The 24,813-nt window shown below is 59.2% G+C and carries 19 protein-coding genes and 1 tRNA gene; 14 read left to right on the forward strand and 6 right to left on the reverse strand.

Annotation, left to right across the window (positions count from 1 at the left end; all coding sequences use genetic code 11):
- Positions 1–139: 139 nt before the first annotated feature.
- The 4 genes from ABVN20_RS11190 (at position 140) to ABVN20_RS11205 (ending at position 6,382) form a co-directional block, all read left to right on the forward strand.
- Complete coding sequence (locus ABVN20_RS11190; RefSeq protein WP_368555657.1) at positions 140–2,062, forward strand: PrkA family serine protein kinase; 1,923 nt, start codon at positions 140–142, stop codon at positions 2,060–2,062.
- Between the two features lie 200 nt (positions 2,063–2,262).
- Positions 2,263–3,534 (forward strand): YeaH/YhbH family protein, encoded by a 1,272-nt coding sequence (locus tag ABVN20_RS11195; RefSeq protein WP_368555658.1) that lies wholly within the window; start codon positions 2,263–2,265, stop codon positions 3,532–3,534.
- Positions 3,531–5,093 carry a SpoVR family protein gene (locus ABVN20_RS11200; RefSeq protein WP_368555659.1) on the forward strand — a complete coding sequence of 521 codons (1,563 nt, stop codon included), beginning with the start codon at positions 3,531–3,533 and terminating at the stop codon, positions 5,091–5,093. Before ABVN20_RS11195 ends, ABVN20_RS11200 begins: the two co-directional genes overlap by 4 nt.
- Before the next feature lie 62 nt (positions 5,094–5,155).
- Positions 5,156–6,382: a multifunctional CCA addition/repair protein gene (locus tag ABVN20_RS11205; RefSeq protein WP_368555660.1), complete on the forward strand. Its 1,227-nt coding sequence runs from the start codon at positions 5,156–5,158 to the stop codon at positions 6,380–6,382.
- 75 nt (positions 6,383–6,457) lie between these two features.
- Here ABVN20_RS11205 and folK read toward each other — a convergent pair whose 3' ends face one another.
- On the reverse strand, positions 6,458–6,982 hold the full coding sequence (gene folK / locus ABVN20_RS11210; RefSeq protein ID WP_368555661.1) for a 2-amino-4-hydroxy-6-hydroxymethyldihydropteridine diphosphokinase: 525 nt from the start codon (positions 6,980–6,982) through the stop codon (positions 6,458–6,460).
- A complete protein-coding gene (gene folB / locus ABVN20_RS11215) occupies positions 6,973–7,329 on the reverse strand; it encodes a dihydroneopterin aldolase (protein WP_368555662.1) in 357 nt (118 codons plus the stop codon). Before folB ends, folK begins: the two co-directional genes overlap by 10 nt.
- A gap of 75 nt (positions 7,330–7,404) precedes the next feature.
- Between folB and plsY the strand changes: the two genes are divergently transcribed.
- The gene (gene plsY / locus ABVN20_RS11220) at positions 7,405–7,974 is read left to right on the forward strand and encodes a glycerol-3-phosphate 1-O-acyltransferase PlsY (protein WP_368555663.1); all 570 of its coding nucleotides are present in this window, start codon (positions 7,405–7,407) and stop codon (positions 7,972–7,974) included.
- A 23-nt stretch (positions 7,975–7,997) separates the two neighbouring features.
- Here the strand turns inward: plsY and tsaD are convergent, their stop codons facing one another.
- The gene (tsaD, locus tag ABVN20_RS11225) at positions 7,998–9,023 is read right to left on the reverse strand and encodes a tRNA (adenosine(37)-N6)-threonylcarbamoyltransferase complex transferase subunit TsaD (RefSeq protein ID WP_368555665.1); all 1,026 of its coding nucleotides are present in this window, start codon (positions 9,021–9,023) and stop codon (positions 7,998–8,000) included.
- Positions 9,024–9,222: 199 nt separating this feature from the next.
- Between tsaD and rpsU the strand changes: the two genes are divergently transcribed.
- From rpsU to ABVN20_RS11250, 5 genes are all read left to right on the forward strand, one after another.
- On the forward strand, positions 9,223–9,438 hold the full coding sequence (gene rpsU / locus ABVN20_RS11230; RefSeq protein WP_002551877.1) for a 30S ribosomal protein S21: 216 nt from the start codon (positions 9,223–9,225) through the stop codon (positions 9,436–9,438).
- A gap of 480 nt (positions 9,439–9,918) precedes the next feature.
- Entirely contained in the window at positions 9,919–11,889 is a 1,971-nt protein-coding gene (gene dnaG / locus ABVN20_RS11235; protein WP_368555666.1) for a DNA primase, read from the forward strand.
- Positions 11,890–11,956: 67 nt separating this feature from the next.
- On the forward strand, positions 11,957–13,804 hold the full coding sequence (gene rpoD, locus ABVN20_RS11240; protein ID WP_368555668.1) for an RNA polymerase sigma factor RpoD: 1,848 nt from the start codon (positions 11,957–11,959) through the stop codon (positions 13,802–13,804).
- A gap of 123 nt (positions 13,805–13,927) precedes the next feature.
- A complete protein-coding gene (locus ABVN20_RS11245) occupies positions 13,928–17,674 on the forward strand; it encodes an EAL domain-containing protein (protein WP_368555669.1) in 3,747 nt (1,248 codons plus the stop codon).
- A 15-nt stretch (positions 17,675–17,689) separates the two neighbouring features.
- Positions 17,690–17,766, forward strand: a tRNA-Ile gene (locus ABVN20_RS11250).
- 68 nt (positions 17,767–17,834) lie between these two features.
- On the opposite strand, the gene ABVN20_RS11255 is transcribed toward ABVN20_RS11250, so the two are convergent.
- The gene (locus tag ABVN20_RS11255) at positions 17,835–19,031 is read right to left on the reverse strand and encodes a type II toxin-antitoxin system HipA family toxin (RefSeq protein ID WP_368555670.1); all 1,197 of its coding nucleotides are present in this window, start codon (positions 19,029–19,031) and stop codon (positions 17,835–17,837) included.
- Positions 19,031–19,282, reverse strand: coding sequence for a helix-turn-helix transcriptional regulator (locus tag ABVN20_RS11260; protein ID WP_368555672.1), 252 nt, complete (start codon positions 19,280–19,282; stop codon positions 19,031–19,033). Before ABVN20_RS11260 ends, ABVN20_RS11255 begins: the two co-directional genes overlap by 1 nt.
- A gap of 473 nt (positions 19,283–19,755) precedes the next feature.
- On the opposite strand from ABVN20_RS11260, the gene ABVN20_RS11265 reads away from it, so the two are divergent.
- On the forward strand, positions 19,756–20,862 hold the full coding sequence (locus ABVN20_RS11265; protein WP_368555673.1) for a glycosyltransferase family 4 protein: 1,107 nt from the start codon (positions 19,756–19,758) through the stop codon (positions 20,860–20,862).
- 9 nt (positions 20,863–20,871) lie between these two features.
- Here the strand turns inward: ABVN20_RS11265 and ABVN20_RS11270 are convergent, their stop codons facing one another.
- Positions 20,872–21,498, reverse strand: a complete 627-nt coding sequence (locus ABVN20_RS11270; RefSeq protein ID WP_368555675.1) for a peptidase M41 — start codon at positions 21,496–21,498, stop codon at positions 20,872–20,874.
- Between the two features lie 147 nt (positions 21,499–21,645).
- Between ABVN20_RS11270 and ABVN20_RS11275 the strand changes: the two genes are divergently transcribed.
- The 3 genes from ABVN20_RS11275 to ABVN20_RS11285 all read left to right on the forward strand — a co-directional run bounded on the left by ABVN20_RS11275 (position 21,646) and on the right by ABVN20_RS11285 (position 24,813).
- Positions 21,646–22,107, forward strand: a complete 462-nt coding sequence (locus ABVN20_RS11275; RefSeq protein WP_368555676.1) for an Lrp/AsnC family transcriptional regulator — start codon at positions 21,646–21,648, stop codon at positions 22,105–22,107.
- A gap of 216 nt (positions 22,108–22,323) precedes the next feature.
- Positions 22,324–24,006 carry a flavin monoamine oxidase family protein gene (locus ABVN20_RS11280; protein WP_368555677.1) on the forward strand — a complete coding sequence of 561 codons (1,683 nt, stop codon included), beginning with the start codon at positions 22,324–22,326 and terminating at the stop codon, positions 24,004–24,006.
- A 12-nt stretch (positions 24,007–24,018) separates the two neighbouring features.
- Positions 24,019–24,813, forward strand: a complete 795-nt coding sequence (locus ABVN20_RS11285) for a carbon-nitrogen hydrolase family protein (protein ID WP_368555679.1) — start codon at positions 24,019–24,021, stop codon at positions 24,811–24,813.

Below are 24,813 nucleotides of genomic sequence, written 5' to 3' on the forward strand. Positions count from 1 at the left end.
CGCGGATCATCGGGAGTAGCTTTCGCAGTCGTCATCTGCGAGGGATTTCTGGGGGGTAAACAGCGACCGCCTGTTCGGTTGCTGCCAGCATCGACTGAGTGATCCGGCGTCGGCTCCACGTATCGAGCGAGGTGACGTCATGAGTATCTTTAGCCACTTCCAACAACGCTTCGAGTCCACACGCCAGGAAGAACTCTCGCTGCAAGAGTACCTGGAGCTGTGCAAAAAGGACCGCAGTGCCTACGTTTCCGCCGCCGAGCGAATCTTGCTGGCCATCGGAGAACCGGAGCTGCTGGATACTTCCACCAACTCGCGGCTTTCGCGAATCTTCTCCAACAAGGTGATCCGTCGCTATCCGGCCTTTGAAGACTTCCATGGGATGGAAGAATGCATCGAGCAGATCGTGTCGTATTTCCGCCATGCCGCTCAGGGCCTGGAAGAGAAGAAACAGATTCTCTATCTGCTCGGCCCGGTGGGTGGCGGTAAATCGTCCCTGGCCGAGAAACTGAAGCAACTGATCGAAAAAGTGCCCTTCTATGCCATCAAGGGCTCACCAGTCTTCGAATCACCCCTGGGTCTGTTCAACGCCACCGAAGATGGCGCGATCCTCGAAGAAGACTTCGGCATTCCACGCCGCTACCTCAATACCATCATGTCGCCATGGGCGACCAAGCGCCTGGCCGAGTTCGGTGGCGACATCAGCCAGTTCCGAGTGGTGAAACTCTACCCGTCGATTCTCAACCAGATCGCCGTGGCCAAGACCGAACCGGGCGATGAGAACAACCAGGACATCTCGGCACTGGTGGGCAAGGTCGATATCCGCAAACTGGAAGAATTCCCGCAAAACGACGCCGACGCCTACAGCTACTCGGGCGCACTGTGCCGGGCCAACCAGGGCCTGATGGAATTCGTCGAAATGTTCAAGGCACCGATCAAGGTGCTGCACCCACTGCTGACAGCCACCCAGGAAGGCAACTACAACAGTACCGAAGGCCTGGGCGCGATTCCGTTTACCGGCATTCTGCTGGCCCACTCCAACGAATCGGAATGGCACACCTTCCGCAACAACAAGAACAACGAAGCGTTCATCGACCGGATCTACATCGTCAAAGTGCCGTACTGCCTGCGGGTCAGCGACGAAGTGAAGATCTACGACAAGCTGCTGTTCAACAGCTCCCTGGCCAAGGCTCATTGCGCACCCGACACCCTGAAGATGCTCGCCCAGTTCACCGTGCTCTCGCGCCTGAAGGAGCCGGAAAACTCGAACATCTATTCGAAAATGCGCGTGTATGACGGCGAAAACCTCAAGGACACCGATCCGAAGGCCAAGTCGATCCAGGAGTACCGCGACAGCGCCGGTGTGGATGAAGGCATGAACGGCCTGTCGACCCGCTTCGCATTCAAGATCCTGTCCAAGGTCTTCAACTTCGACCCGCACGAAATCGCCGCCAACCCGGTGCATCTGCTGTACGTACTGGAACAACAGATCGAACAGGAACAATTCCAGGCTGAAACCCGCGAGCGCTATCTGCGCTACCTCAAGGAGTACCTGGCACCGCGTTATATCGAATTCATCGGCAAGGAAATCCAGACCGCCTACCTCGAGTCTTACAGCGAGTACGGGCAGAACATCTTCGATCGCTACGTGCTGTACGCCGACTTCTGGATCCAGGATCAGGAATACCGCGACCCGGAAACCGGCGAGATCCTCAATCGCGTCGCACTGAACGAAGAGCTGGAAAAAATCGAGAAACCGGCCGGCATCAGCAATCCGAAGGATTTCCGCAACGAAATCGTCAACTTCGTCCTGCGTGCCCGAGCCAACAACAACGGCAAGAACCCGACCTGGCTCAGCTACGAAAAACTGCGGGTGGTCATCGAGAAGAAAATGTTTTCCAACACCGAAGACCTCCTGCCAGTCATCAGCTTCAACGCCAAGGCGAGCAAAGAGGACCAGCAAAAACACAACGACTTCGTTACACGGATGGTCGAGCGCGGTTACACCGACAAACAGGTACGGCTGCTGTCCGAGTGGTACCTGCGGGTCAGAAAATCTCAATAACCCGCTACCGGTCAGACCGGTTGTCGTCAGCCAGAGACCTGTGTGCGCTTTTTCTGGTACACAGGCCTCTGGAAGGTGTTCGAAAGTCGGTAGCGAGTTCAGGCAGCATCCCGGACGCTTGGGGGAGCGCCAAAGGCCCCCTTGCTCTCACGATTTGATGCTGGGCTCGCCCCTTTCAGGACAGCTTCTAAGGAGCAGTCATGAGCTATGTGATCGACCGACGTCTCAATGGCAAGAATAAGAGCACGGTGAACCGCCAGCGCTTCCTGCGGCGTTACCGTGACCACATCAAGAAGGCTGTCGAAGAGGCGGTCAGCCGGCGTTCCATCACCGACATGGAGCACGGCGAGCAGATCAGCATTCCCGGTCGCGATATCGACGAGCCGGTGCTTCACCACGGCCGCGGCGGCAAACAGACCGTCGTGCACCCCGGCAACAAGGAATTCACCACTGGCGAGCATATCGCCCGGCCGCCTGGAGGCGGCGGTGGCAGAGGGCCCGGCAAGGCCGGCAACTCTGGCGAGGGCATGGACGAGTTCGTCTTCCAGATTACCCAGGAGGAATTCCTCGAATTCATGTTCGAGGACCTGGAACTGCCCAACCTGGTCAAGCGCAACCTGACCGGCACCGATACCTTCAAGACCGTTCGCGCCGGGATCAGCAACGAGGGCAACCCGTCACGGATCAACATCATTCGCACCTTGCGCTCGGCTCACGCCCGACGCATCGCCCTGTCCGGCAGCAGCCGGGCGAAACTGCGCGAAGCCAAGGAAGAATTGCTGCGGCTCAAGCGCGATGAACCGGACAACTTCGGCGATATCCAGGAAATCGAGGCGGAAATCGAAAAACTCAGCGCGCGCATCCACCGCGTGCCATTCCTCGACACTTTCGACCTCAAGTACAACCTGCTGATCAAGCAACCCAACCCCAGCTCCAAGGCGGTGATGTTCTGCCTGATGGACGTGTCCGGCTCCATGACCCAGGCGACCAAGGACATCGCCAAGCGCTTCTTCATCCTGTTGTACCTGTTCCTCAAGCGCAATTACGACAAGATCGACGTGGTCTTCATCCGCCACCACACCAGCGCCCGGGAAGTGGACGAGGAAGAGTTTTTCTATTCCCGCGAAACCGGCGGCACCATCGTCTCCAGCGCCCTGAAGCTGATGCAGGAGATCATGGCCGAGCGCTACCCTGCCAACGAGTGGAACATCTACGCCGCCCAGGCCTCCGATGGCGACAACTGGAACGATGACTCACCGATCTGCCGCGACATCCTGATCAATCAGATCATGCCGTTTGTGCAGTACTACACTTACGTTGAGATCACCCCCCGCGAACATCAGGCATTGTGGTTCGAGTACGAACGCATCGCCGAAGCCTTTTCCGACACTTTTGCCCAGCAACAACTGGTCTCGGCCGGCGATATCTATCCGGTCTTCCGTGAACTCTTCCAGCGCAGGTTAGTGACATGACCGCCAAAGAGCAGAAGCGCCAACCCATTTCCACCGGCTCCGAGTGGACCTTCGAGCTGATCCAGGCCTACGACCGCGAAATCAGTCGTATCGCAGCTCGCTACGCCCTCGATACCTATCCCAACCAGATCGAAGTGATCACCGCCGAGCAAATGATGGATGCCTACGCCTCGGTCGGCATGCCCCTGGGCTACCACCACTGGTCCTACGGTAAACATTTCCTCAGCACCGAAAAATCCTACTCCCGAGGCCAGATGGGGCTCGCCTACGAGATCGTGATCAACTCCGACCCCTGCATCGCCTATCTGATGGAGGAAAACACCATCTGCATGCAGGCCCTGGTCGTGGCGCATGCCTGCTATGGGCACAACAGCTTCTTCAAGGGCAACTACCTGTTTCGCACCTGGACCGACGCCAGCTCGATCATCGACTACCTGGTGTTCGCCAAGCAGTACATCATGCAATGCGAAGAGCGCCACGGCATCGACGCGGTCGAAGACCTGCTCGACTCCTGCCATGCACTGATGAACTACGGGGTAGACCGCTACAAGCGCCCCTACCCGATCTCCGCCGAGGAAGAGCGTCGCCGGCAAAAGGATCGGGAAGAGCATATGCAGAAACAAATCAACGACCTGTGGCGCACTATTCCCAAGGGTGCGGACAAGTTCAGCGACAAGGACAACGCGCGCTTCCCCGCAGAGCCGCAGGAAAACATCCTGTATTTCATCGAGAAGCATGCGCCCCTGCTGGAACCCTGGCAGCGGGAAATCGTGCGCATCGTGCGCAAGATCGCCCAGTACTTCTACCCCCAACGCCAGACTCAGGTGATGAACGAAGGCTGGGCCACGTTCTGGCATTACACGCTGATGAACGACCTGTACGACGAAGGCCTGGTCACCGACGGTTTCATGATGGAGTTCCTCACATCCCACACCAGTGTGGTCTTCCAGCCCGGCTTCGACAGCCCTTACTACAGCGGGATCAACCCCTACACCCTGGGCTTTGCCATGTACCGGGACATCCGGCGCATGTGTGAGAACCCGACCGAAGAAGACCGCCGCTGGTTCCCGGACATCGCCGGCTCCGACTGGCTGTCGACCATCAAGTTCGCCATGAGCAGCTTCAAGGACGAAAGCTTCATCCTGCAGTACCTGTCACCGACGGTGATCCGCGACCTGAAACTGTTCAGCATTCTCGATGACGATCAGAAAGAAGACCTGCTGGTGCCGGCCATCCACGACGAAGAAGGCTACCGCACCATCCGTGAAATCCTCGCGGCGCAGTACAACCTGGGCAATCGTGAACCCAACGTACAGATCTACAGCATCGACCGCCGTGGCGACCGCTCCCTGACCCTTCGCCACCAACAGCACGACCGTAAGCCGCTGGGCGAGTCCACCGAGGAAGTGCTCAAGCACCTGCACCGCCTCTGGGGCTTCGATATTCACCTGGAGACCCTGCAAGGGGATCAGGTGATGAAAACCCACCATGTTCCACCGCGAAACGAGCAGAACGAGGGCGACTACGGTCGGCTGGACCTGGCCGTCATTCATCTTTGACCGGTTTGTGCCTCCGCGAGCTCGACACAAGGGTTATCCTGTCGGGCTAACGGAGGTTTTTTATGCAGATCTATAAAGTCGGTGGGGCCGTTCGTGATCGCCTGCTGGGCAAACCGGTCACCGATATCGACTGGGTCGTGGTCGGTGCCACCACTGAAGAAATGCTCGCCAAGGGCTTTCGTCCGGTCGGGGCGGACTTTCCCGTGTTCCTGCACCCCAAAAGCGGCGAGGAATACGCCCTCGCCCGCACCGAGCGCAAGAGTGGCCGCGGCTACGGCGGTTTCACCTTCCATGCCAGCCCTGAGGTTACCCTTGAGGAAGACCTGATTCGGCGCGATCTGACGATCAATGCCATGGCCGAGGATGACCAGCAGAACCTGACAGACCCCTATCATGGCCAGCGCGACCTCGAAGCCCGCCTGTTGCGTCACGTTTCCCCGGCATTCGCCGAAGATCCCCTGCGTGTTCTGCGCGTTGCCCGCTTTGCCGCACGTTACGCCGGCCTGGGTTTTACCGTCGCACCGGAAACGCTGGAGCTGATGCGCGCACTGAGCGAATCGGGCGAACTGCAGGCGTTGACGGCAGAGCGCAGCTGGAAGGAGATTTCCCGGGCCCTGATGGAAGATCAGCCACAGGTGTTTATCGAGGTATTGCGCGATTGCGACGCCTTGAAGGTGCTGATGCCCGAGGTCGACGCATTGTTCGGTGTCCCGCAACCGGAGGCTCATCACCCGGAAATCGACACCGGCGTGCACACCTTGAGCGTGCTCGAGCAGGCCGCCCGCCATCGGCAGCCGCTGACCGTGCGCTGGGCCTGCCTGCTCCACGACCTGGGCAAAGGCCTGACACCTGAACAAGAGTGGCCGCGCCACATCGCCCACGAACACAAGGGTTTGAAGCTGATCAAGGCCGTCAACGAGCGCTTCAAGGCACCGAAGGATTGCCAGGAACTGGCGCTGCTGGTGGGCCAGTACCATACCCATGGCCACCGGGCGCTAGAACTGAAGCCTTCCACACTGTTGGAGCTGCTGCAGAGTTTCGACGTTTACCGTCGGCCGCAGCGATTCGAGGAGTTCATTGCGGCGTGCGAGATGGATGCGCGGGGCCGCAAAGGCTTTGAGCAGCGGAGTTATCCACAGGCCGATTATCTGCGCGGGGCAGCTGAAGCGGCTCGCGGGGTGGCGGTTCAACCGTTGCTGGAGAAGGGATTCAAGGGGCCGGAGTTGGGCGAGGCGATCAAGCGAGAGCGGCTCAAGGTGTTGAAGGCCTACAAGGAGGGGTTAATTTAAAAGCATCGCGAGCAAGCTCGCTCCTACAGGGGAATGCGATCAAAACTGTAGGAGCGAGCTTGCTCGCGATGGATATCAGCCTCGCAGCAAATCTGAAGGCGTCAACTGAATCCCACGCCACTCGAACGCCACCGGCGCCAACACCTGGTCAATCTGCGCGTCATCCCACAACTGCGCAAAGTTTTTACCCACGCCCGGATGCACGCGATCCGGCGCAATCAGCGACAACGGCCACAGCACGAAGGCATTTTTCAGGATCTCTGCCCGCGGCAGGATCAAACCGTCGAAGTTGCCCACCAGCTCGCCGAACAACAACACATCAATGTCCAGCGGCAGCCCCTTGCGGTCCGGCGCGTAGCGGCCGTTGTCCGCTTCGATGAACTTGAGCCGGCGGTCGAGCTCCATCAGCGGCAGATCGGTGTAGGCAGAGACCACGAAATTGAAGAACGGCCCGCTCTTGATCCCCACCGGCTGGCTTTCGAATACCGCCGAACAGCGGATATCCACCAGGAAACCCGCCAAGGCTTCCAGGCCGGCCCGCAAATGGGTTTCACGCTCGATATTGCTACCGAGGCCAAGGTAAACCTGAGTCAGCGGCATCCGCGCTCGATCTCCACGCCCACGCCACCTGTCGCTGCCGGCACGGCACCTGGCTTGGTCAGCTTGAGACGCACCCAGGTGATGTTGAACTCGCTCATCAGCACCGCCACCAGACGCTCGGCAAAGGTCTCGACCAACTGGAACTGCGCCTGTTCGGCAAAGGCCTGGATACGCGCCGAAACGCTCGCGTAATCGAGCGCCAGGGTCAGGTCATCACCGGCAGCGGCCGGGCGGTTGTCCCAGGCGAAGCTCAGATCAAGACGCAGGCACTGTCGGATGCTTCGCTCCCAGTCGTAGGCACCGATCACGGTGTCAACTTCAAGGCCCTCGATAAACACTCTGTCCAAGCACTCTTCTCCGCTGCACGACAAGGGCGCAATGCGCCGTTAGAATCAGGGGCGTCCTCGCCCGGAATAGTTAGCATGTTTTGGTTACTGGCGATTCTCGCCTACCTGCTCGGCTCGCTGTCCTTCGCCATTTTGCTCAGCCGCCTGACCGGTAACCCCGATCCGCGAATGAGTGGCTCGGGTAATGCCGGCGCCACCAACATGTTGCGCCTGGCCGGTAAAAAGCTGGCCATCCTCACCTTGCTCGGCGACCTCTGCAAAGGCCTGCTGCCCGTACTGATCGCGGGGCTCGCGGGCCTTTCATTGCAACAACAGGCCTGGATCGGCGTCTGGGCCGTCATCGGTCACCTGTTCCCGCTGTACTTCCGCTTTCGCGGCGGCAAGGGCGTCGCCACTGCTGCCGGCATGCTCCTGGGGCTGTATCCGCCGGCGGCCCTGCTGGCGGTGTGCGCGTGGCTGCTGACGTTCTACCTGACCCGCACCAGCTCCCTCGCCGCCCTGATCGCCACACCCCTGACCCTGCCACTGCTGGCCTGGCAGGAACCGGCGGCCCTGCTTCCGATGAGCGCCCTGACCGGGCTGATCGTCTGGCGGCACCGCGGCAATCTACGCGACCTGTTTGCCGGGCGCGAACGGCATTTTTAAATGCCGCACGTGAGCACCGCTCATCATAGCCCCGACAATTGCTCCATCGGCCAGCGCGCCTGCACGCTGATCGCCAGGCTTTCATGCTGGCCGGCCTGCAAACGCTGGCAGCCGGCAAAGGCGATCATCGCGCCATTGTCGGTGCAGAACTCGGGACGCGCGTAAAACACATCGCCCTTGAGGTCGCCGAGCATTTTCTCGAGCGAGGCACGCAATGCCTTGTTGGCACTGACACCGCCGGCGATCACCAGGCGCTTCATACCTGCCTGCTTGAGGGCGCGCTTGCACTTAATGGTCAAAGTCTCCACCACGGCATCCTGGAACGCCAGCGCGATGTCGCAACGGACTTGTTCGCTGTCGTCCCCGGCGCTGACGCTCTGCTGCCAGGTGTTGAGGGCGAAGGTTTTCAGGCCACTGAAGCTGAAAGCCAGGCCTGGGCGGTCGCACATCGGACGCGGAAAGGTAAAACGCCCTGCAACCCCACGGGCGGCGAGACGCGCAATTTCCGGACCGCCCGGGTAATTGAGGCCCATCATTTTTGCCGTTTTATCGAACGCTTCGCCGGCCGCATCGTCGAGGCTCTCGCCCATGAGCGTGTATTGGCCAATCCCGTCGACCTGTACCAGCTGGGTGTGGCCACCCGAAACCAACAAAGCGACGAACGGGAATTCGGGCGGTTTCGCCTCCAGCATCGGGGCCAGCAAGTGACCTTCCATATGATGCACACCGAGGGCCGGAATCCCCCAGGCGAAGGCCAGCGCCTGGGCACAGGAAGCCCCGACGAGCAGCGCGCCGACCAGCCCGGGGCCTGCGGTGTAGGCGATCGCGTCGATTTCCGTCGGCGCGCAGCCCGCCTCGGCCAGCACCTGACGGATCAAGGGCAGCATGCGCTTGACGTGATCACGCGAGGCCAGCTCCGGCACTACGCCGCCGTAGGCGCGGTGCAGGTCGATCTGGCTGAACAGCGCGTCGGCCAGCAAGCCGCGTTCACTGTCGTATAATGCGACGCCGGTTTCGTCGCAGGACGTTTCTAATCCCAGTACTAGCATGGGTTTGCGCCTTGTTTAGGCTGAATTCGAAGGCGCGCATAATAGTCGCCGCGTGATGCCCCGACCAGCGGTTTTCGATCAGAGGCTTTGCATTCCGAGCGTTGAGGGGTTAACATCCGCAACCCTTAAAAACCGACGTCTTCAAGTGCTCTTTTGCCGCGAGGATGTTGACCCCGGTAATGAATGAAGGTAGCTCTGGATGCCAGCCGTCAAAGTAAAAGAGAACGAACCCTTCGACGTAGCTCTGCGTCGTTTCAAGCGCTCCTGCGAAAAAGCCGGTGTACTGGCTGAAGTTCGTAGCCGCGAATTTTACGAGAAGCCAACTTCTGAGCGTAAGCGCAAAGCAGCTGCTGCTGTTAAGCGTCACGCCAAGAAAGTTCAGCGCGAACAGCGCCGCGCCGTTCGTCTGTACTAATACACAGACGTTCGTAGCAAGCTTCTGCCAAGCCCGGCTCTGTGCCGGGCTTATGGCATTTGCGGAAAACGCTTGATGCTTCACCGTCAAAGCCGCACACGCGACCGAGACGAACCTGCTTCACCGCGTCAGACCTGGCTCTTTTGCCAGCGGTGCACGTCTTTTCTGACGAGCCTTTCAAGGCTATTGACGAGCACACCCACTGATTCCTCTCACGACGATCAGCCCAAGGCACCTGTGGCGTGCCACATGATGAGCTATCCGAGACCGATGACCGGTCGCAGCCGGATTCAGCGAAACACTTTCAAATAGTCGAATACTGATTGGATTAACGTCAGTGGATTTTCGGCAGATACACTTCCCGACAGCGATTACGCAGACGACACTGGTCGAACCGCATTTTTTGTGCGCTTCAAACAACGACCCGCGCTCGGCCGCCCTTCGCCACGGATTCCTTTCAGCGCAGACGACGAGAACGCCATGGCCGGGCTGATCCCCCAGAGCTTCATTGACGACCTTCTGAACCGCACCGACATCGTCGATGTGGTCAGCTCGCGCCTGCAACTGAAGAAAGCCGGCAAGAACCACACCGCCTGCTGCCCGTTTCATAAGGAAAAGACGCCGTCCTTCAGCGTCAGCCCCGACAAACAGTTCTATTACTGCTTCGGTTGCGGCGCTGGCGGCAACGCCCTCGGCTTCATCATGGACCACGACAACCTGGACTTCCCCCAGGCCGTCGAGGAACTGGCCAAAGCCGCGGGCATGGAAATCCCCCGCGAGGAAAGTGGCAGGGCGCGCAAGCCGCGTCAGCCAACCGATTCACCGCTGTACCCGCTGCTCACCGCCGCCGCCGACTTCTACCGCCAGGCGCTGAAAAGCCACCCGGCGCGCAAAGCCGCCGTGGATTACCTCAAGGGCCGCGGGCTCACGGGCGAAATTGCCCGGGATTTCGGCCTTGGCTTCGCTCCGCCCGGCTGGGACAACCTGTTCAAGCACTTGAGCAGCGACACCCTGCAACAAAAAGCGATGATCGACGCGGGCCTGCTGATCGAGAACGCCGAAACCGGCAAACGCTATGACCGCTTCCGCGATCGCGTGATGTTCCCGATCCGCGACAGCCGTGGCCGCATCATCGCTTTCGGCGGCCGGGTACTGGGCGACGACAAGCCCAAATACCTGAACTCCCCGGAAACCCCGGTGTTTCACAAGGGCCAGGAACTCTACGGCCTTTATGAAGCACGCAAGAACAATCGCAACCTCGACGAAATCATCGTCGTCGAGGGCTACATGGACGTGATCGCCCTGGCCCAGCAAGGCCTGCGCAACGCCGTGGCCACCCTGGGCACCGCCACCAGCGAAGAGCACTTGAAGCGACTGTTCCGCGTCGTACCCAACGTGCTGTTCTGCTTCGACGGCGACCAGGCTGGCCGCAACGCCGCATGGCGAGCCCTGGAGGCCACGCTGTCGAGCCTGCAGGACGGTCGGCGTGCGCGCTTCCTGTTCCTGCCCGAAGGCGAAGACCCGGATACCCTGATCCGCTCGGAAGGCACCGACGCCTTCCGCGCCCGAATCAATCAGCACGCGCAGCCGCTGGCGGACTATTTCTTCCAGCAACTGACCGAAGAAGCCGACCCGCGCTCGCTCGAGGGCAAGGCCCACATGGCCACCCTGGCCGCGCCGCTGATCGACAAGGTGCCGGGCGCCAACCTGCGCGCCCTGATGCGCCAGCGTCTGCTGGAAATCACCGGCTTGAGTGGCGAGGCGGTCAGCCAACTGGTCCACAACGCACCTCAGGATGCGCCGCCACCGGCCTATGACCCCGGCATGGATTACGACGCCATGCCCGATTACGCCGACTTCCACCAGCCCCAGGAGGCGTACGCGCCCCAGCAGGAATGGAAGCCTAAAAAGCCCGGCGCCGGTGGCAAGAAATGGGACAAGAAGCCCTGGAACAAGGACGGCAAGCGCGGTGATCGCGAAGAGTACGCCCCGCGCACGCCCGTGGCGGTTGAAGCGCCGACGCTGATCGCCCTGCGCACGCTCATCCATCACCCGCAACTGGCCGCCAAGGTCGAGAGCGCCGATCACTTTGCCAACGAAAGCAACGTCTACGCGCAGGTGCTGATCGCCCTGATCGAAGCGGTGCAGAAAAATCCTCAGCTAAACTCTATTCAGTTGATGGCGCGCTGGCATGGAACGGAACAAGGCCGCCTTTTGAGAGCACTGGCGGAAAAGGAATGGTTGATTGCTGGCGACAACCTTGAACAGCAGTTTTTAGACACCATTACAAGGTTATCAGCGGGTCAACATACGCAGACCCTCGACGAACTCATCAAGAGAGCAAGGCAGCCGGGAATCTCGGCTGAAGAACAAACCCAGATAGCAAAACAGATGCGCGACCTCTTAAAACAGAACGTTTGCGTATCAAACCCGACCTCAACTGGCGCGTGAGGTCATAGCTCAGGTATAATCCTCGGCTTGTTTTTTGCCCGCCAAGACCTTCAGTGGATAGGGTGTTATGTCCGGAAAAGCGCAACAGCAGTCTCGTATTATTGAGTTGATCAAACTGGGTCGTGAGCAGAAGTATCTGACTTACGCCGAGGTCAACGACCACCTGCCCGAGGATATTTCAGATCCAGAGCAGGTGGAAGACATCATCCGCATGATTAATGACATGGGGATCCCCGTACACGAGAGTGCTCCGGATGCGGACGCCCTTATGCTGGCCGACGCCGATACCGACGAAGCCGCCGCCGAAGAGGCAGCAGCAGCGTTGGCAGCGGTCGAGACCGACATCGGTCGCACCACCGACCCTGTGCGCATGTACATGCGTGAAATGGGTACGGTCGAGCTCCTCACGCGTGAAGGCGAAATCGAAATCGCCAAGCGTATCGAAGAGGGCATCCGTGAAGTGATGGGCGCAATCGCGCACTTCCCAGGCACGGTTGACCACATCCTCGCCGAGTACAACCGCGTCACCACCGAAGGTGGGCGCCTGTCCGACGTTCTGAGCGGTTACATCGACCCGGATGACGGCATTACGCCGCCTGCTGCCGAAGTACCGCCGCCGGTCGACTCAAAAGCCGAAAAAGCCGACGACAACGACGACGATGAAGACGGCGAATCCTCGGAAGACGAAGAAGAAGCCGAAAGCGGCCCGGATCCCGTCGTTGCCGCCCAGCGCTTTGGCGCCGTGGCCGAGCAGATGGAAATCACCCGCAAGGCCCTGAAAAAGCACGGCCGTGACAACAAGCTGGCAATCGCCGAGCTGTTGGCCCTGGCTGAGCTGTTCATGCCGATCAAGCTGGTGCCGAAGCAATTCGAAGGCCTGGTCGAGCGTGTTCGCAGTGCCCTGGATCGCCTGCGTCAGCAGGAACGCGCAATCATGCAATTGTGCGTACGTGATGCGCGCATGCCGCGTGCCGATTTCCTGCGCCAGTTCCCGGGCAATGAAATCGACGAAAGCTGGACCGACGCGCTGGCCAAAGGCAAGAGCAAATACGCCGAAGCCATTGCCCGCCTGCAACCGGACATCATTCGTTGCCAGCAGAAGCTGACCGCGCTGGAGGCCGAGACCGGCCTGTCGATCGCCGAGATCAAGGACATCAACCGTCGCATGTCGATCGGTGAGGCCAAGGCCCGCCGCGCGAAGAAAGAGATGGTCGAAGCGAACTTGCGTCTGGTGATCTCCATCGCCAAGAAGTACACCAACCGTGGCCTGCAATTCCTCGACCTGATCCAGGAAGGCAACATCGGCTTGATGAAAGCGGTAGACAAGTTCGAATACCGTCGCGGCTACAAATTCTCGACTTATGCCACCTGGTGGATCCGTCAGGCGATCACTCGCTCGATCGCCGACCAGGCCCGCACCATCCGTATCCCGGTGCACATGATCGAGACGATCAACAAGCTCAACCGTATTTCCCGGCAGATGTTGCAGGAAATGGGTCGCGAACCGACCCCGGAAGAGCTGGGCGAACGCATGGAAATGCCTGAGGACAAGATCCGCAAGGTATTGAAGATCGCCAAGGAGCCGATCTCCATGGAGACCCCGATCGGTGATGACGAAGACTCCCATCTGGGCGACTTCATCGAAGACTCGACCATGCAGTCGCCAATCGATGTCGCCACCGTTGAGAGCCTCAAGGAAGCGACTCGCGAAGTGCTGTCCGGCCTCACTGCCCGTGAAGCCAAGGTCCTGCGCATGCGCTTCGGCATCGACATGAATACCGACCACACCCTCGAGGAGGTTGGTAAGCAGTTCGATGTAACCCGTGAGCGGATTCGTCAGATCGAAGCCAAGGCACTGCGCAAGCTGCGCCACCCGACGAGAAGCGAGCATCTGCGCTCTTTCCTCGACGAGTAATCACAAAACCCCCGGCCCAAGCCGGGGGTTTTGCTTTATGCCGATAAAATCCCTCGCACTTCCCTCCCCTGCCGCATACCCCGTCTACACTCGAAACAATCCCCGAGCCATAACGAGACCGTTATGACCAGACTGCCGACCGTGCTCTTTTTGCTGTCGCTGATGACCTGGACTGCAACGGCTGGCGCGCTGACTCTGACCGACGAAGAACGTAGCTGGCTGAACGCCCACCCGGACTTGCGCCTGGGTGTGGATGCGTCCTGGCCGCCATTTGAGTTTCGCGACGATCAAGGCCGCTATCAGGGCCTTGCAGCAGACTACATTGACCTGATCCGCCAACGATTGGCCATTCAGCTCACGCCCATCGAGCCCGTGAGCTGGACGGAGGTGCTCGAACAGGCCCGACAAGCAAAACTCGACCTGCTGCCGGGCATCATGTCGACGCCGGAACGCCAGAACTACCTGTCATTCACCCGCCCCTACCTCGACTTTCCAATCGTCATTCTTGCCCACGTGGGTGGCGCTCAACCGCGCAAGCTCGAAGACCTGTACGGCCTGAAAATCGCCGTGGTGGAAAACTACGCCCCCCATGAACTGCTGCGCACCCACCACCCCGACCTCAACCTGGTGGGCATGCCCAACGTCGCCTCGGCCTTGCAGGCACTGGCGACCGATGAAGTGGACGCCGTGGTTGGCGATCTGGCCTCCAGCGTCTGGAGCCTGCGCCAGCTCAAGCTCGATGGCTTGTACGTCAGTGGCGAAACACCCTATCGCTATCAACTGGCCATGGGCGTTCCCAAGGAAAACAGAATTCTGATCGGCATTCTGGACAAAGTCCTGGCCGACATGGCCCCGGAAGAAATCAGCGCGATCCAGGAACACTGGATCGGCAACGTGCTCGACCACCGCACATTCTGGTCCGACCTGCTGGTGTATGGCCTGCCCGGCCTGCTGTTGCTGGTCACCGTGCTGGCGGTGGTGATCCGCATAAACCGCCGCCTCAGCTCGGAAATCGCCCGGCGAGTGGACCTGGAACAGGAACTGCGCAGCAGCGAGTACCATTATCGCGGGCTGGTGGAGAGCCTCTCGGCCATTGCCTGGGAGGCACGGATCACTGACTTCACCTACAGCTACGTGTCGCCCCACGCCGAAGAATTGCTTGGCTATCCCCTGGCCCACTGGCTGATTCCGGGCTTCTGGCGCAACATCATCCACCCCGCCGATTTGACCCGCGCCCAGACCTTCTGCGATCACGAAGTGCTGGCCGGGCGCGATCACAGCCTCGATTACCGGGTTATCACCGCCGACGGTCGCTGCATCTGGGTCCGCGACATTGTCAGCCTGATCGAACACGGGCATGAGCCGGTGATGCGCGGGCTGATGATCGACATCAGCGAGGCCAAACGCACCGAAGAGGCCCTGCGCCTGTCGGAACAGAAGTTTGCTTCGGTATTCCAGCAATGCCCGGACATCCTGGTGATCGCGCGACTCTCCGACGGTTGCCTGCTGGAGGTCAACGAAGCCTTCGAAGAACAGATCGGCCTCAAGGCCGAAGAAGTGATTGGCCAGACCGCCACTGATTTGAATATCTGGGGGATTCCAGGGGTCGGCCCAGGCCTGCTGCAGCGCTTGCAGGCGGGCAGTATCCGCAACCTGGAAATGCTCTTTCGCCGCAGCAATGGCCAGGTGTTCACCGGCCTGATCTCCGCCGAGCCCTTCGATCTCGACACCACGCCGGCGCTGGTGGTGGTCGTGCGCGACATCAGCCAGCTCAAGGAAACCCAGCAACAGCTGCAAACCTCCGAAGAAAAATTCGCCAAGGCTTTCCACGCCTCACCGGACGGCCTGCTGCTGTCGCGGCAGAGCGACGGCTTGCTGCTGGAAGTCAACGAGGGCTTCAGCCGTATCACCGGATTCAACAGCGCCATGTCGGTGGACCGCTCATCGCTGGAGCTCGGTATCTGGGTCAACCTCAACGAGCGCAAGCAGATGCTCGACCTGCTGCACCGCGATGGCTTCGTCCGCGACTTCAGTTGCCACATCCGCCGCAGCGACGGGCAGATCCGCCTGTGCGAGGTGTCGAGCCGGCCGCTGCCGATCGGTGATGAAGACTGCATGCTGACCATCGCCCGGGATATCACCGAGCGACACCTGATGCAGGAAAAGCTGCAACAGGCCGCCACCGTTTTCGAGAGCACCGCCGAAGGCGTTCTGATCACCGATACCCAGCAGCACATCAGCGCGGTCAATCGGGCCTTTACCGAAATCACCGGTTACAGCGAGAGCGAAGCGCTGGGCCACACCCCGCGCCTGCTCGCCTCCGGCCTGCATGACAGCGCGTTCTATGCGGCCATGTGGCATCAATTGACCGCCGAAGGCCATTGGCAGGGCGAGATTTCCAACCGCCGTAAAAATGGTGAGTTGTACCCCAGTTGGCTGACCATCAGCGCGGTACGCAACCGTGACAAGTTCATCACCCACTTTGTCGCGGTGTTCGCGGATATTTCCAGCCTCAAGCACGCTCAGGCAAAACTCGATTATCAGGCGCACCACGATCCGTTGACCGGCCTGCCCAACCGCACGCTGTTCGAAAGCCGCTTGCAGACGGCGCTGAACAACCAGCGCGAGAACGGCGGCCAGGGCGCGGTGCTGTTCCTTGACCTCGACCGCTTCAAGCACATCAACGACAGCCTCGGCCATCCGGTCGGCGACCTGCTGCTCAAGGGCATCGCCGTGCGTCTCAAGGAGCAACTGCGCGACATCGACACCGTGGCGCGCCTGGGTGGTGACGAATTCATCATCCTGCTGCCCGGCCTGCAACAGTGCAGCGATGCAGACAACATCGCGATCAAACTGTTGAACTGCTTCAGCGCCCCGTTCCAGGCCGGCGAACATGAGTTCTTCATCAGTGCCAGCATCGGCACCAGCCTGTATCCCAAGGACGGTTGCGACGTCGCCACCCTGGTCAAGAACGCCGATGCAGCGATGTACCGTTCCAAGGCCAAGGGGCGCAATCGGGTCGAAAGCTACACCCGCGACCTCACCGCCCAGGCCAGCGAGCGCGTGGCCCTGGAATACGAGCTGCGTCGCGCCATCGAACGCAACGAGCTGTTTTTGCATTACCAGCCGAAAATCAGCCTGGAAGACAATCGCCTGGTGGGCGCCGAAGCCCTCATCCGCTGGCATCACCCGACCTTTGGTGACGTACCACCGGAACACTTCATTTCGTTGGCCGAAGAAAACGGCATGATCCTGCAAATCGGCGACTGGGTGCTCGAAACCGCCTGCCGCCAGATGTACGAATGGAGCCTGACCTACGAATGCCTCGGCCCCCTGTCGGTCAACCTCGCCGGCGCCCAGCTGCGCCAGCCCAACCTGCTGGGGCGGATCGAACAACTGCTCAAGGACAACGGCCTGCAGCCAGAATTGCTGCAACTGGAGATTACCGAGAACTTCATCATGAGCCAGGCCGAGGAAGCACTGGCGGTGCTGCACCAGCTCAAGCACCTGGGCGTGCAACTGGCCATCGACGACTTCGGGACTGGCTACTCATCCCTGAGCTACCTCAAGCGCCTGCCGCTGGACATCCTCAAGATCGACCAGTCCTTCGTCCGCGGCCTGCCGGACGACCCCCACGACGTGGCAATCGTGCGCGCCATCATCGCACTGGGGCGCAGCATGCAATTCACCGTGATCGCCGAAGGGGTCGAAACCCTGGCACAACAGCAATTCCTCGCCCAGGAAAGCTGCGAACAGATCCAGGGCTACATCGTCAGCCCACCCATGCCCGCAGACGAGTTCGCCGCGACGTTTCTTCGTATCGCCATATCGGATTTTTCGGATAGCACAGCCGAGAAACCGTCGTTATAATCCGCGACCTACTGAGGGCCTATAGCTCAGTTGGTTAGAGCAGAGGACTCATAATCCTTTGGTCCACGGTTCAAGTCCGTGTGGGCCCACCAAACATGAAAGCCGCGCATTGCGCGGCTTTTGCGTTTTTGTGGACAGGCGATCCACAACGAGAAATGCGCTAGCCGAAACTGTGTATGAATGATCCGGCACACCGACTGATTGCTGCGACCACATTCGGCGCCTGCTCCTTCAGCTCGGGTGAGCGATTCAGCACTCGTTCCAGGGCCGCCAACTGTCCGCGAATCACTTCCCCTGGATGCGCCACATCACAAACTTGAGCGAAGTCCAGGAGCCCTTGCCGAGAGGCAAACAATGACTTGTTGCCAACCAGATCCAGCGCCAATACATCCTCTGGGATATAGGCTGTGGTATTGACGATATCGTATGCGGGGGCGATTCGCGCATCACGCTGGGTCGGGTTGGAATATAACAAGCCAAAGTTCTTCAGGTGAGCGTCGCCATTACCGACAATGCAACTCAAGCTCACGATGGAGAACAACTGTGCCAGTGATTCCTGCACTTGGTCAGGCGCACAGAACAGGCGAATCGCTTTGGCAATTGCCGAGTAGCTCTTGGAGTACTTCTGCTCTGCAGCGAGCCCCATCAGTGCGGCCATGTCTTCAAAGCCTATGGGATCAAGTCGCTCGTCCCGGTCGAAACGACGCATGACGAACAATTTGGCGTTGTCGGACAGGTAAAATTCCGGAACGACGATCCCCGCTTCCCTTGCCACAGACATGCAGAGGAATTCGTTGATGGCCAACCCTGGAAATTCATCTCTGCCACTTTTAATGATCAGGTCGGAAGTTTTTGAAGTAAATCGCTGTACACCAGAACTCTGCTGTTCGGGCACCAGCACTTTAGGCTGCACCCCTGAAATCCCCGCGCGCAGAATGTAGCGATCTACCAGTCCGGCAAAAATGTCCTCTGCACCATCCCAGGCGAGAATCTCGTCCAGCCTTTCTCCTGGGAACTCCTGCCGCTGCAAAAGTGCATCGACCTCTGGCGAATTGACCGCCACTCGCCCGATCGGCGAGCTGCTGCCGGACAGCGCCAGCAGCATTGCTGGATCAACATTTGCGACCTTTGCCAGGCGATTGCGTAATTGCTCCAGAACGTAGCCTTCGGGCAAATTCATCTGGAAAATCGGATGCAGCCCACTATGGCGGTATTCATCCAGGCGCAGAGGCATGAGCAAGCTGATCGAAGCCTGTGCCTTGGCGTCATCGTGATAGCGGAACAGATAGTCCCCTGCGCTATTGAGGATTTTCCCACTGCGCCCCTCGGGCGTTGCGACCTGCAATGCCGTCGCCATCAATCAAACACCCCCTGAATCTCGTCCAAAGTTGGCATGACAGCGGGTACTACAGCGAACTCGCAATCCAGCGCTCCAAGCACCCGCGCGTAAGCCGTCATGCCGACTGTCAGGTCTCCTTTTTCGATTGCAATGACCTTTTGCCGGGTGACCGCAGCCATTTCCGCGAGCCTGACTTGCGTCAAACCGCGATTGAGTCGACGCTGGCGGATCTGCTCGCCAAGACGAGTGGTGATCAGGGAGTAATCCATGTTCTGTATACGCTACAATTCTTTATCAATGTAACGTATACCTGACTCCAGAAAAAATCAAAGCTGGATTACATTCCAGTCCGAAAATCCGATGGCCGCTAAACCCTCAGGGCTTGGCGGATTACCCTTCACGCGCGCACGCTGCCGAAAATCTGTGTTAGAACCCCCTTTTACCTTCCACGATAAGGACATATAAAAATCTCCCCCCACAGGCGTAAAAAAATGTTTCGGACTGCTACAATTCCCCCGAACGCCTGTAGTGATATTTTCAACGGGCAGCAAAAAAATGGCGCCAGCAAAACCAAGTAATCGGAAGCGCCCGGCAGGAAGTATCAACTTTAGCGGTCAATGATTCCTGTGAGGGGAATATGATAAACGAGCCATACATCCTGTTCACAAGAATTCCGATTATTAAAGATCAGCATGGCCGCCTGTTCACAGATGCTCTATGGGCGAAAGACATAGAACTGCACTTGAACTATATTGAAAACTTCGGAATTTGCTGTCCCGTTGAAAATCGTAACAGCGTGGACGGGCTGCACGACATTACCAACCTGAACATAAAATGGCTGTACGAACTCAGAAACGATTATGGGCTGAAGTCCATTATCAAAAATCTTGTTCCGAATTTCATGACGGTCATAAAGGCCGGTAAAAAGGCCAGGATTGTTCATTCCGATGGTGCGGGCTGGGCATTTCCGTTGTCTTTTTATCTTCTTCCGCTCAAGCCGCTCATGCGTTTTCAATGGATCATTGTCATCGAGTCTTCATTCTGGATGCTCGGCCAGGGTGAGGCCAGGACCTTCAGAAAGACCGTCGAACACTACGTTCACAAGATTTTATTGAAGCGTTGCTTGAAGTTGGCAAATGCAAGGATATTCACTCAGTCATTTTATCGTGAATATTTCCTTGGCGATGATGACAGTCGAGCCTTGATAAACCATGCTACTTGGGTCGATAAGCAGCACGTAGCCAATCAAGAGACGGTTAAAAATAAATTCAGAGACCGCCTCGGCAGCACACTCAACATATTTTATCCATCACGCCTGGTCGCGGATAAAGGTGTACTCGTTGTACTCGACGCCATAGAAAAGTTGAAACATGACAACTTGAACATCAATGTAACAATCATGGGTTCAGGTGATCTTAAAGAGCATTGCCTGCGCTTTGCCGAAGAGGATCACGGGGGCGTGAAAGTCAGGTTTCAGGACACCGTCAATTATGGGGAGGACTTTTTCAACGTCATTTCCCAGCATGACTGGTTGCTCGTCCCGACCCTGAAACAGGAGCAACCCAGGATCATTTTTGACGCCTTCAGCCAGGGCGTGCCGGTCATAGGCTCCGACACCTCGGGGATTCTGGACATTACCAACCACGACAATGCCCTGACCTTTGAGACGGGCAATCCATCCAGATTGGCAGAGACCATCCGACATGTCGCCCGGCACCCGGAACTGGCGCTGAAAATGGGGTTGGCCGGCCTCGAGTATGCGACGGGAAAGACCCATTTGCAGATGCATCAGGACCGGGAAAAATTCCTCAAGAACAGCCTGGAACCGTACGCCAGCCTGCAAACCTGAGCAGTTCATTTATGTGCCCAACAATGAGATCGCCTGTATCGCCGGCAGTCTTTCCAGCCTGTCACGGCTGAACACCACTTCGTAGGTATCTGCCGCCCTGCCCCACTCTTCGACGATAGCCATGCCGTCGACCAGCATGCGCCCCAGTTCAATGATGGTGTCGGCCTGGGCCTCGACTATCGCTTGAGTTCGATCCCAGACGCGATCCGTCACGGTCTTCAGTTCGTTCGCGATGCGTTCGGCTGAAGCTGGATCCGTTTCGGGATAACTGATGTTGCGCAGCAGGTGCTGTAGCTCTTTGATCTTTGCGTAATCGTGTTCTGCCCCCAGCGCACCTTTGAGGATGGCGATTGCTTTCGATTTGTCGACCCCAGCCGAAGAGAGCGTCTGCGCCATGACACCGGCAAAGAGCACCATCATTCGCGCTTCCAGGTGTGCCTTCATGACCGCCATCGAGGCAAGCGGTCGGGCCAGGGTGATGGCGGCGCCGCCGTGATGCCGCAGGTCCATGGTCACCGTCAGGCTCACGCCCCCGGTGGCAAACCCCAGGGAGCGAGCCACGACGTAATGACCCATTTCGTGGTGTGCGATCTGCAAAGCATGCTGGCGTACCGCGCTGGGCATGTTCCGGGACATTTCGGCGCCTCGTTTCCCTCGATTGTGCATTCGACAACGGGCAATGTGTAACTGTCCAGCGCCAGCATTTTGCGCCGCCAACATCCGCATGGCCGGATGTGCCTGTAACATGTTCAAACCTCGATCTGTAGCGCTGGAGCCTACCCTTTGCACGACATCCGTCCGCCCGTTCTCGACGAAATCGACCGCCAATTGATCGCGGCCCTGCAGATCAATGCCCGCGAGAGCGTGGCCATGCTTGCCCGGCAACTGGGCATCGCCCGCACCACCGTCACTTCGCGCCTGGCGCGCCTGGAAAAAGCCAAGGTGATCACCGGGTACGGCGTGCGCCTGGGTCAGCGGGTGGTGGATGGCGGCTTGCAGGCGTATGTCGGCATTACCGTGCAGCCACGCTCCGGCAAGGAGGTGCTGCGCCGCCTCAGCGCCATGGCTCAGGTGCAGCAGTTGTGCGCGGTCAGTGGTGAGTTCGATTATGTGGCGTGGCTGCGTACGGATTCGCCGGAGCAGCTGGATCAGTTGCTGGATCAGATCGGTGGCGTGGACGGGGTGGAGAAGACCACGACGTCGATCATTCTGAGCAGCAAGATTGATCGGGGGCAGCCGGTTTGAGAGTGACCTGACATGGCGTCTGGTCCAGTGCTATCGCGGGCAAGCCCGCTCCTACAGGGGCTCAATGTGTAGTTTTTGATCGTCACTTTGACAAATCAATAGGCAAAATGACGACACTTTGCGTCTTATTAACGTGTTCTACGCTCTCTAGAATGGCTGCCATCTTTTCCTATACTCAGACGCGCCTCCCGTGTCCGGTCGCCAGTAAGGTCAGCCATGAACAAGAACAATCGCCACCCCGCAGACGGTAAGAAACCAGTCACCATTTTCGGCCCGGACTTTCCGTTCGCCTTCGACGACTGGGTCGAACACCCGGCGGGTCTGGGCAGTATTCCTGCGCACAACCACGGTGCCGAAGTGGCGATCGTCGGCGCGGGCATCGCCGGCCTGGTGGCGGCTTATGAGCTGATGAAGCTGGGCCTCAAACCGGTTGTCTACGAAGCCTCGAAAATGGGCGGGCGCCTGCGTTCCCAAGCGTTCAACGGCACCGATGGCATCGTTGCCGAACTCGGCGGCATGCGTTTTCCTGTGTCGTCCACCGCGTTCTATCACTACGTGGACAAGCTGGGCCTTGAGACCAAGCCCTTCCCCAACCCGCTGACGCCCGCCTCCGGCAGTACCGTGATCGACCTGGAAGGCAAAACCCACTACGCACAGAAACTGGCGGACCTTCCTGCGCTGTTCCAGGAAGTGGCTGACGCCTGGGCGGACGCGCTGGAAGCCGGTGCGCAGTTCGCCGATATCCAGCAAGCGATCCGCGACCGTGATGTGCCACGCCTCAAGGAACTGTGGAACACCCTGGTGCCACTGTGGGACGACCGCACCTTCTACGACTTCGTCGCCACGTCGAAAGCCTTTGCCAAGCTGTCGTTCCATCACCGCGAAGTGTTTGGCCAGGTAGGTTTCGGCACCGGTGGCTGGGACTCGGACTTCCCCAACTCGATGCTGGAGATCTTCCGCGTCGTCATGACCAACTGTGACGATCATCAACACCTGGTGGTTGGCGGCGTGGAACAGGTGCCACAAGGCATCTGGCGTCATGTGCCGGAGCGTTGCGTGCACTGGCCGCAAGGCACCAGCCTCAAGTCGCTGCATCGCGGCGCACCGCGCTCGGGGGTGAAGAAGATCGCCCACGCCGCAAATGGCCGCTTTGCCGTGACCGACAACAACGGCGACACCCGCGAGTACGCGGCGGTGCTGACCACCTGCCAGAGCTGGCTGCTGACCACCCAGATCGAATGCGACGAAACCCTGTTCTCGCAAAAGATGTGGATGGCCCTGGACCGCACCCGCTACATGCAATCGTCGAAGACCTTCGTGATGGTCGACCGGCCGTTCTGGAAGGACAAGGACCCAGAGACCGGTCGCGACCTGATGAGCATGACCCTCACCGACCGCCTGACCCGTGGCACCTACCTGTTCGATAACGGCGACGACAAACCCGGAGTGATCTGCCTGTCGTACTCGTGGATGAGCGACGCGCTGAAAATGCTCCCGCATCCGGTGGAAAAACGCGTGAAACTGGCACTCGACGCGCTGAAGAAAATCTATCCGAAGGTCGACATCGCCGCGCGGATCATCGGCGACCCGATCACCGTTTCCTGGGAAGCCGACCCGCATTTCCTCGGAGCCTTCAAGGGCGCCCTGCCGGGTCACTATCGCTACAACCAGCGCATGTACGCGCACTTCATGCAGGACGAGATGCCGGCCGAGCAGCGCGGTATCTTCATCGCCGGTGACGACGTTTCGTGGACGCCCGCCTGGGTCGAAGGCGCGGTGCAGACTTCGCTGAATGCCGTGTGGGGCATCATGAAACACTTCGGCGGTGAAACTCACGCCGAGAACCCGGGTCCAGGAGATGTGTTCAACGAGATCGGTCCGATCGCCCTGCCCGAGTAAGAGGATTCCCAAATGCGCGTAGCCCTTTACCAATGTCCACCGCTACCCCTGGACGTCGCAGGCAACCTGCAACGCCTGCATCAGCTGGCACTGGAGGCCAAGGGCGCCGACCTGCTGGTGCTGCCGGAGATGTTCCTGACCGGTTACAACATCGGCATCGACGCCGTCAGCGTGCTGGCCGAGGTGCATAACGGTGAATCGGCCCAGCAAATCGGGCGTATCGCCAAAGCGGCCGGGATGGCCATTTTGTATGGCTATCCCGAGCGCACCGAGGACGGGCAGATCTACAACGCCGTGCAATTGATCGACGCCAATGGCGAGCGCTTGTGCAACTACCGCAAGACGCACCTGTACGGCGACCTCGACCGCTCGATGTTCAGCGCCGGTAGCGACGACTTCCCGCTGGTGGAACTCAACGGCTGGAAGCTCGGCTTACTGATCTGCTACGACCTGGAGTTTCCGGAGAATGCGCGGCGCCTGGCCCTGGCCGGCGCCGAGCTGATTCTGGTGCCGACGGCCAATATGATTCCCTACGACTTCGTCGCCGACGTCACCGTACGCGCCCGGGCCTTCGAGAATCAGTGTTACGTGGCCTACGCCAATTACTGCGGCAGCGAAGGCGATATCCAGTATTGCGGCCAGAGCAGCATTGCCGCGCCGGATGGCAGCCGCGCCGCCCAGGCGGGTCTGGATGAAGCGTTGATCGTCGGTGAACTGGACCGCCAGTTATTGAACGATTCGAGCACGGCCAATCGCTACCTGATCGACCGCCGGCCCGAGCTTTACGGCGAGCTGAACAAGCGCTGA

The sequence above is a fragment of the Pseudomonas sp. MYb118 genome (assembly GCF_040947875.1).
GTDB lineage: Bacteria > Pseudomonadota > Gammaproteobacteria > Pseudomonadales > Pseudomonadaceae > Aquipseudomonas.

Excerpts from the sequence above, each read along its gene's own strand:
- rpsU (WP_002551877.1), top strand. The coding sequence starts at position 9,223 with ATGCCAGCCGTCAAAGTAAAAGAGAACGAACCCTTCGACGTAGCTCTG.
- ABVN20_RS11280 (WP_368555677.1), top strand. The coding sequence starts at position 22,324 with ATGAACAAGAACAATCGCCACCCCGCAGACGGTAAGAAACCAGTCACC.
- ABVN20_RS11260 (WP_368555672.1), bottom strand. The coding sequence starts at position 19,282 with ATGGATTACTCCCTGATCACCACTCGTCTTGGCGAGCAGATCCGCCAG.
- ABVN20_RS11200 (WP_368555659.1), top strand. The coding sequence starts at position 3,531 with ATGACCGCCAAAGAGCAGAAGCGCCAACCCATTTCCACCGGCTCCGAG.
- dnaG (WP_368555666.1), top strand. The coding sequence starts at position 9,919 with ATGGCCGGGCTGATCCCCCAGAGCTTCATTGACGACCTTCTGAACCGC.
- ABVN20_RS11205 (WP_368555660.1), top strand. The coding sequence starts at position 5,156 with ATGCAGATCTATAAAGTCGGTGGGGCCGTTCGTGATCGCCTGCTGGGC.
- ABVN20_RS11270 (WP_368555675.1), bottom strand. The coding sequence starts at position 21,498 with ATGTCCCGGAACATGCCCAGCGCGGTACGCCAGCATGCTTTGCAGATC.
- ABVN20_RS11195 (WP_368555658.1), top strand. The coding sequence starts at position 2,263 with ATGAGCTATGTGATCGACCGACGTCTCAATGGCAAGAATAAGAGCACG.
- tsaD (WP_368555665.1), bottom strand. The coding sequence starts at position 9,023 with ATGCTAGTACTGGGATTAGAAACGTCCTGCGACGAAACCGGCGTCGCA.
- plsY (WP_368555663.1), top strand. The coding sequence starts at position 7,405 with ATGTTTTGGTTACTGGCGATTCTCGCCTACCTGCTCGGCTCGCTGTCC.
- folK (WP_368555661.1), bottom strand. The coding sequence starts at position 6,982 with ATGCCGCTGACTCAGGTTTACCTTGGCCTCGGTAGCAATATCGAGCGT.
- ABVN20_RS11190 (WP_368555657.1), top strand. The coding sequence starts at position 140 with ATGAGTATCTTTAGCCACTTCCAACAACGCTTCGAGTCCACACGCCAG.
- ABVN20_RS11285 (WP_368555679.1), top strand. The coding sequence starts at position 24,019 with ATGCGCGTAGCCCTTTACCAATGTCCACCGCTACCCCTGGACGTCGCA.
- ABVN20_RS11255 (WP_368555670.1), bottom strand. The coding sequence starts at position 19,031 with ATGGCGACGGCATTGCAGGTCGCAACGCCCGAGGGGCGCAGTGGGAAA.
- rpoD (WP_368555668.1), top strand. The coding sequence starts at position 11,957 with ATGTCCGGAAAAGCGCAACAGCAGTCTCGTATTATTGAGTTGATCAAA.
- ABVN20_RS11245 (WP_368555669.1), top strand. The coding sequence starts at position 13,928 with ATGACCAGACTGCCGACCGTGCTCTTTTTGCTGTCGCTGATGACCTGG.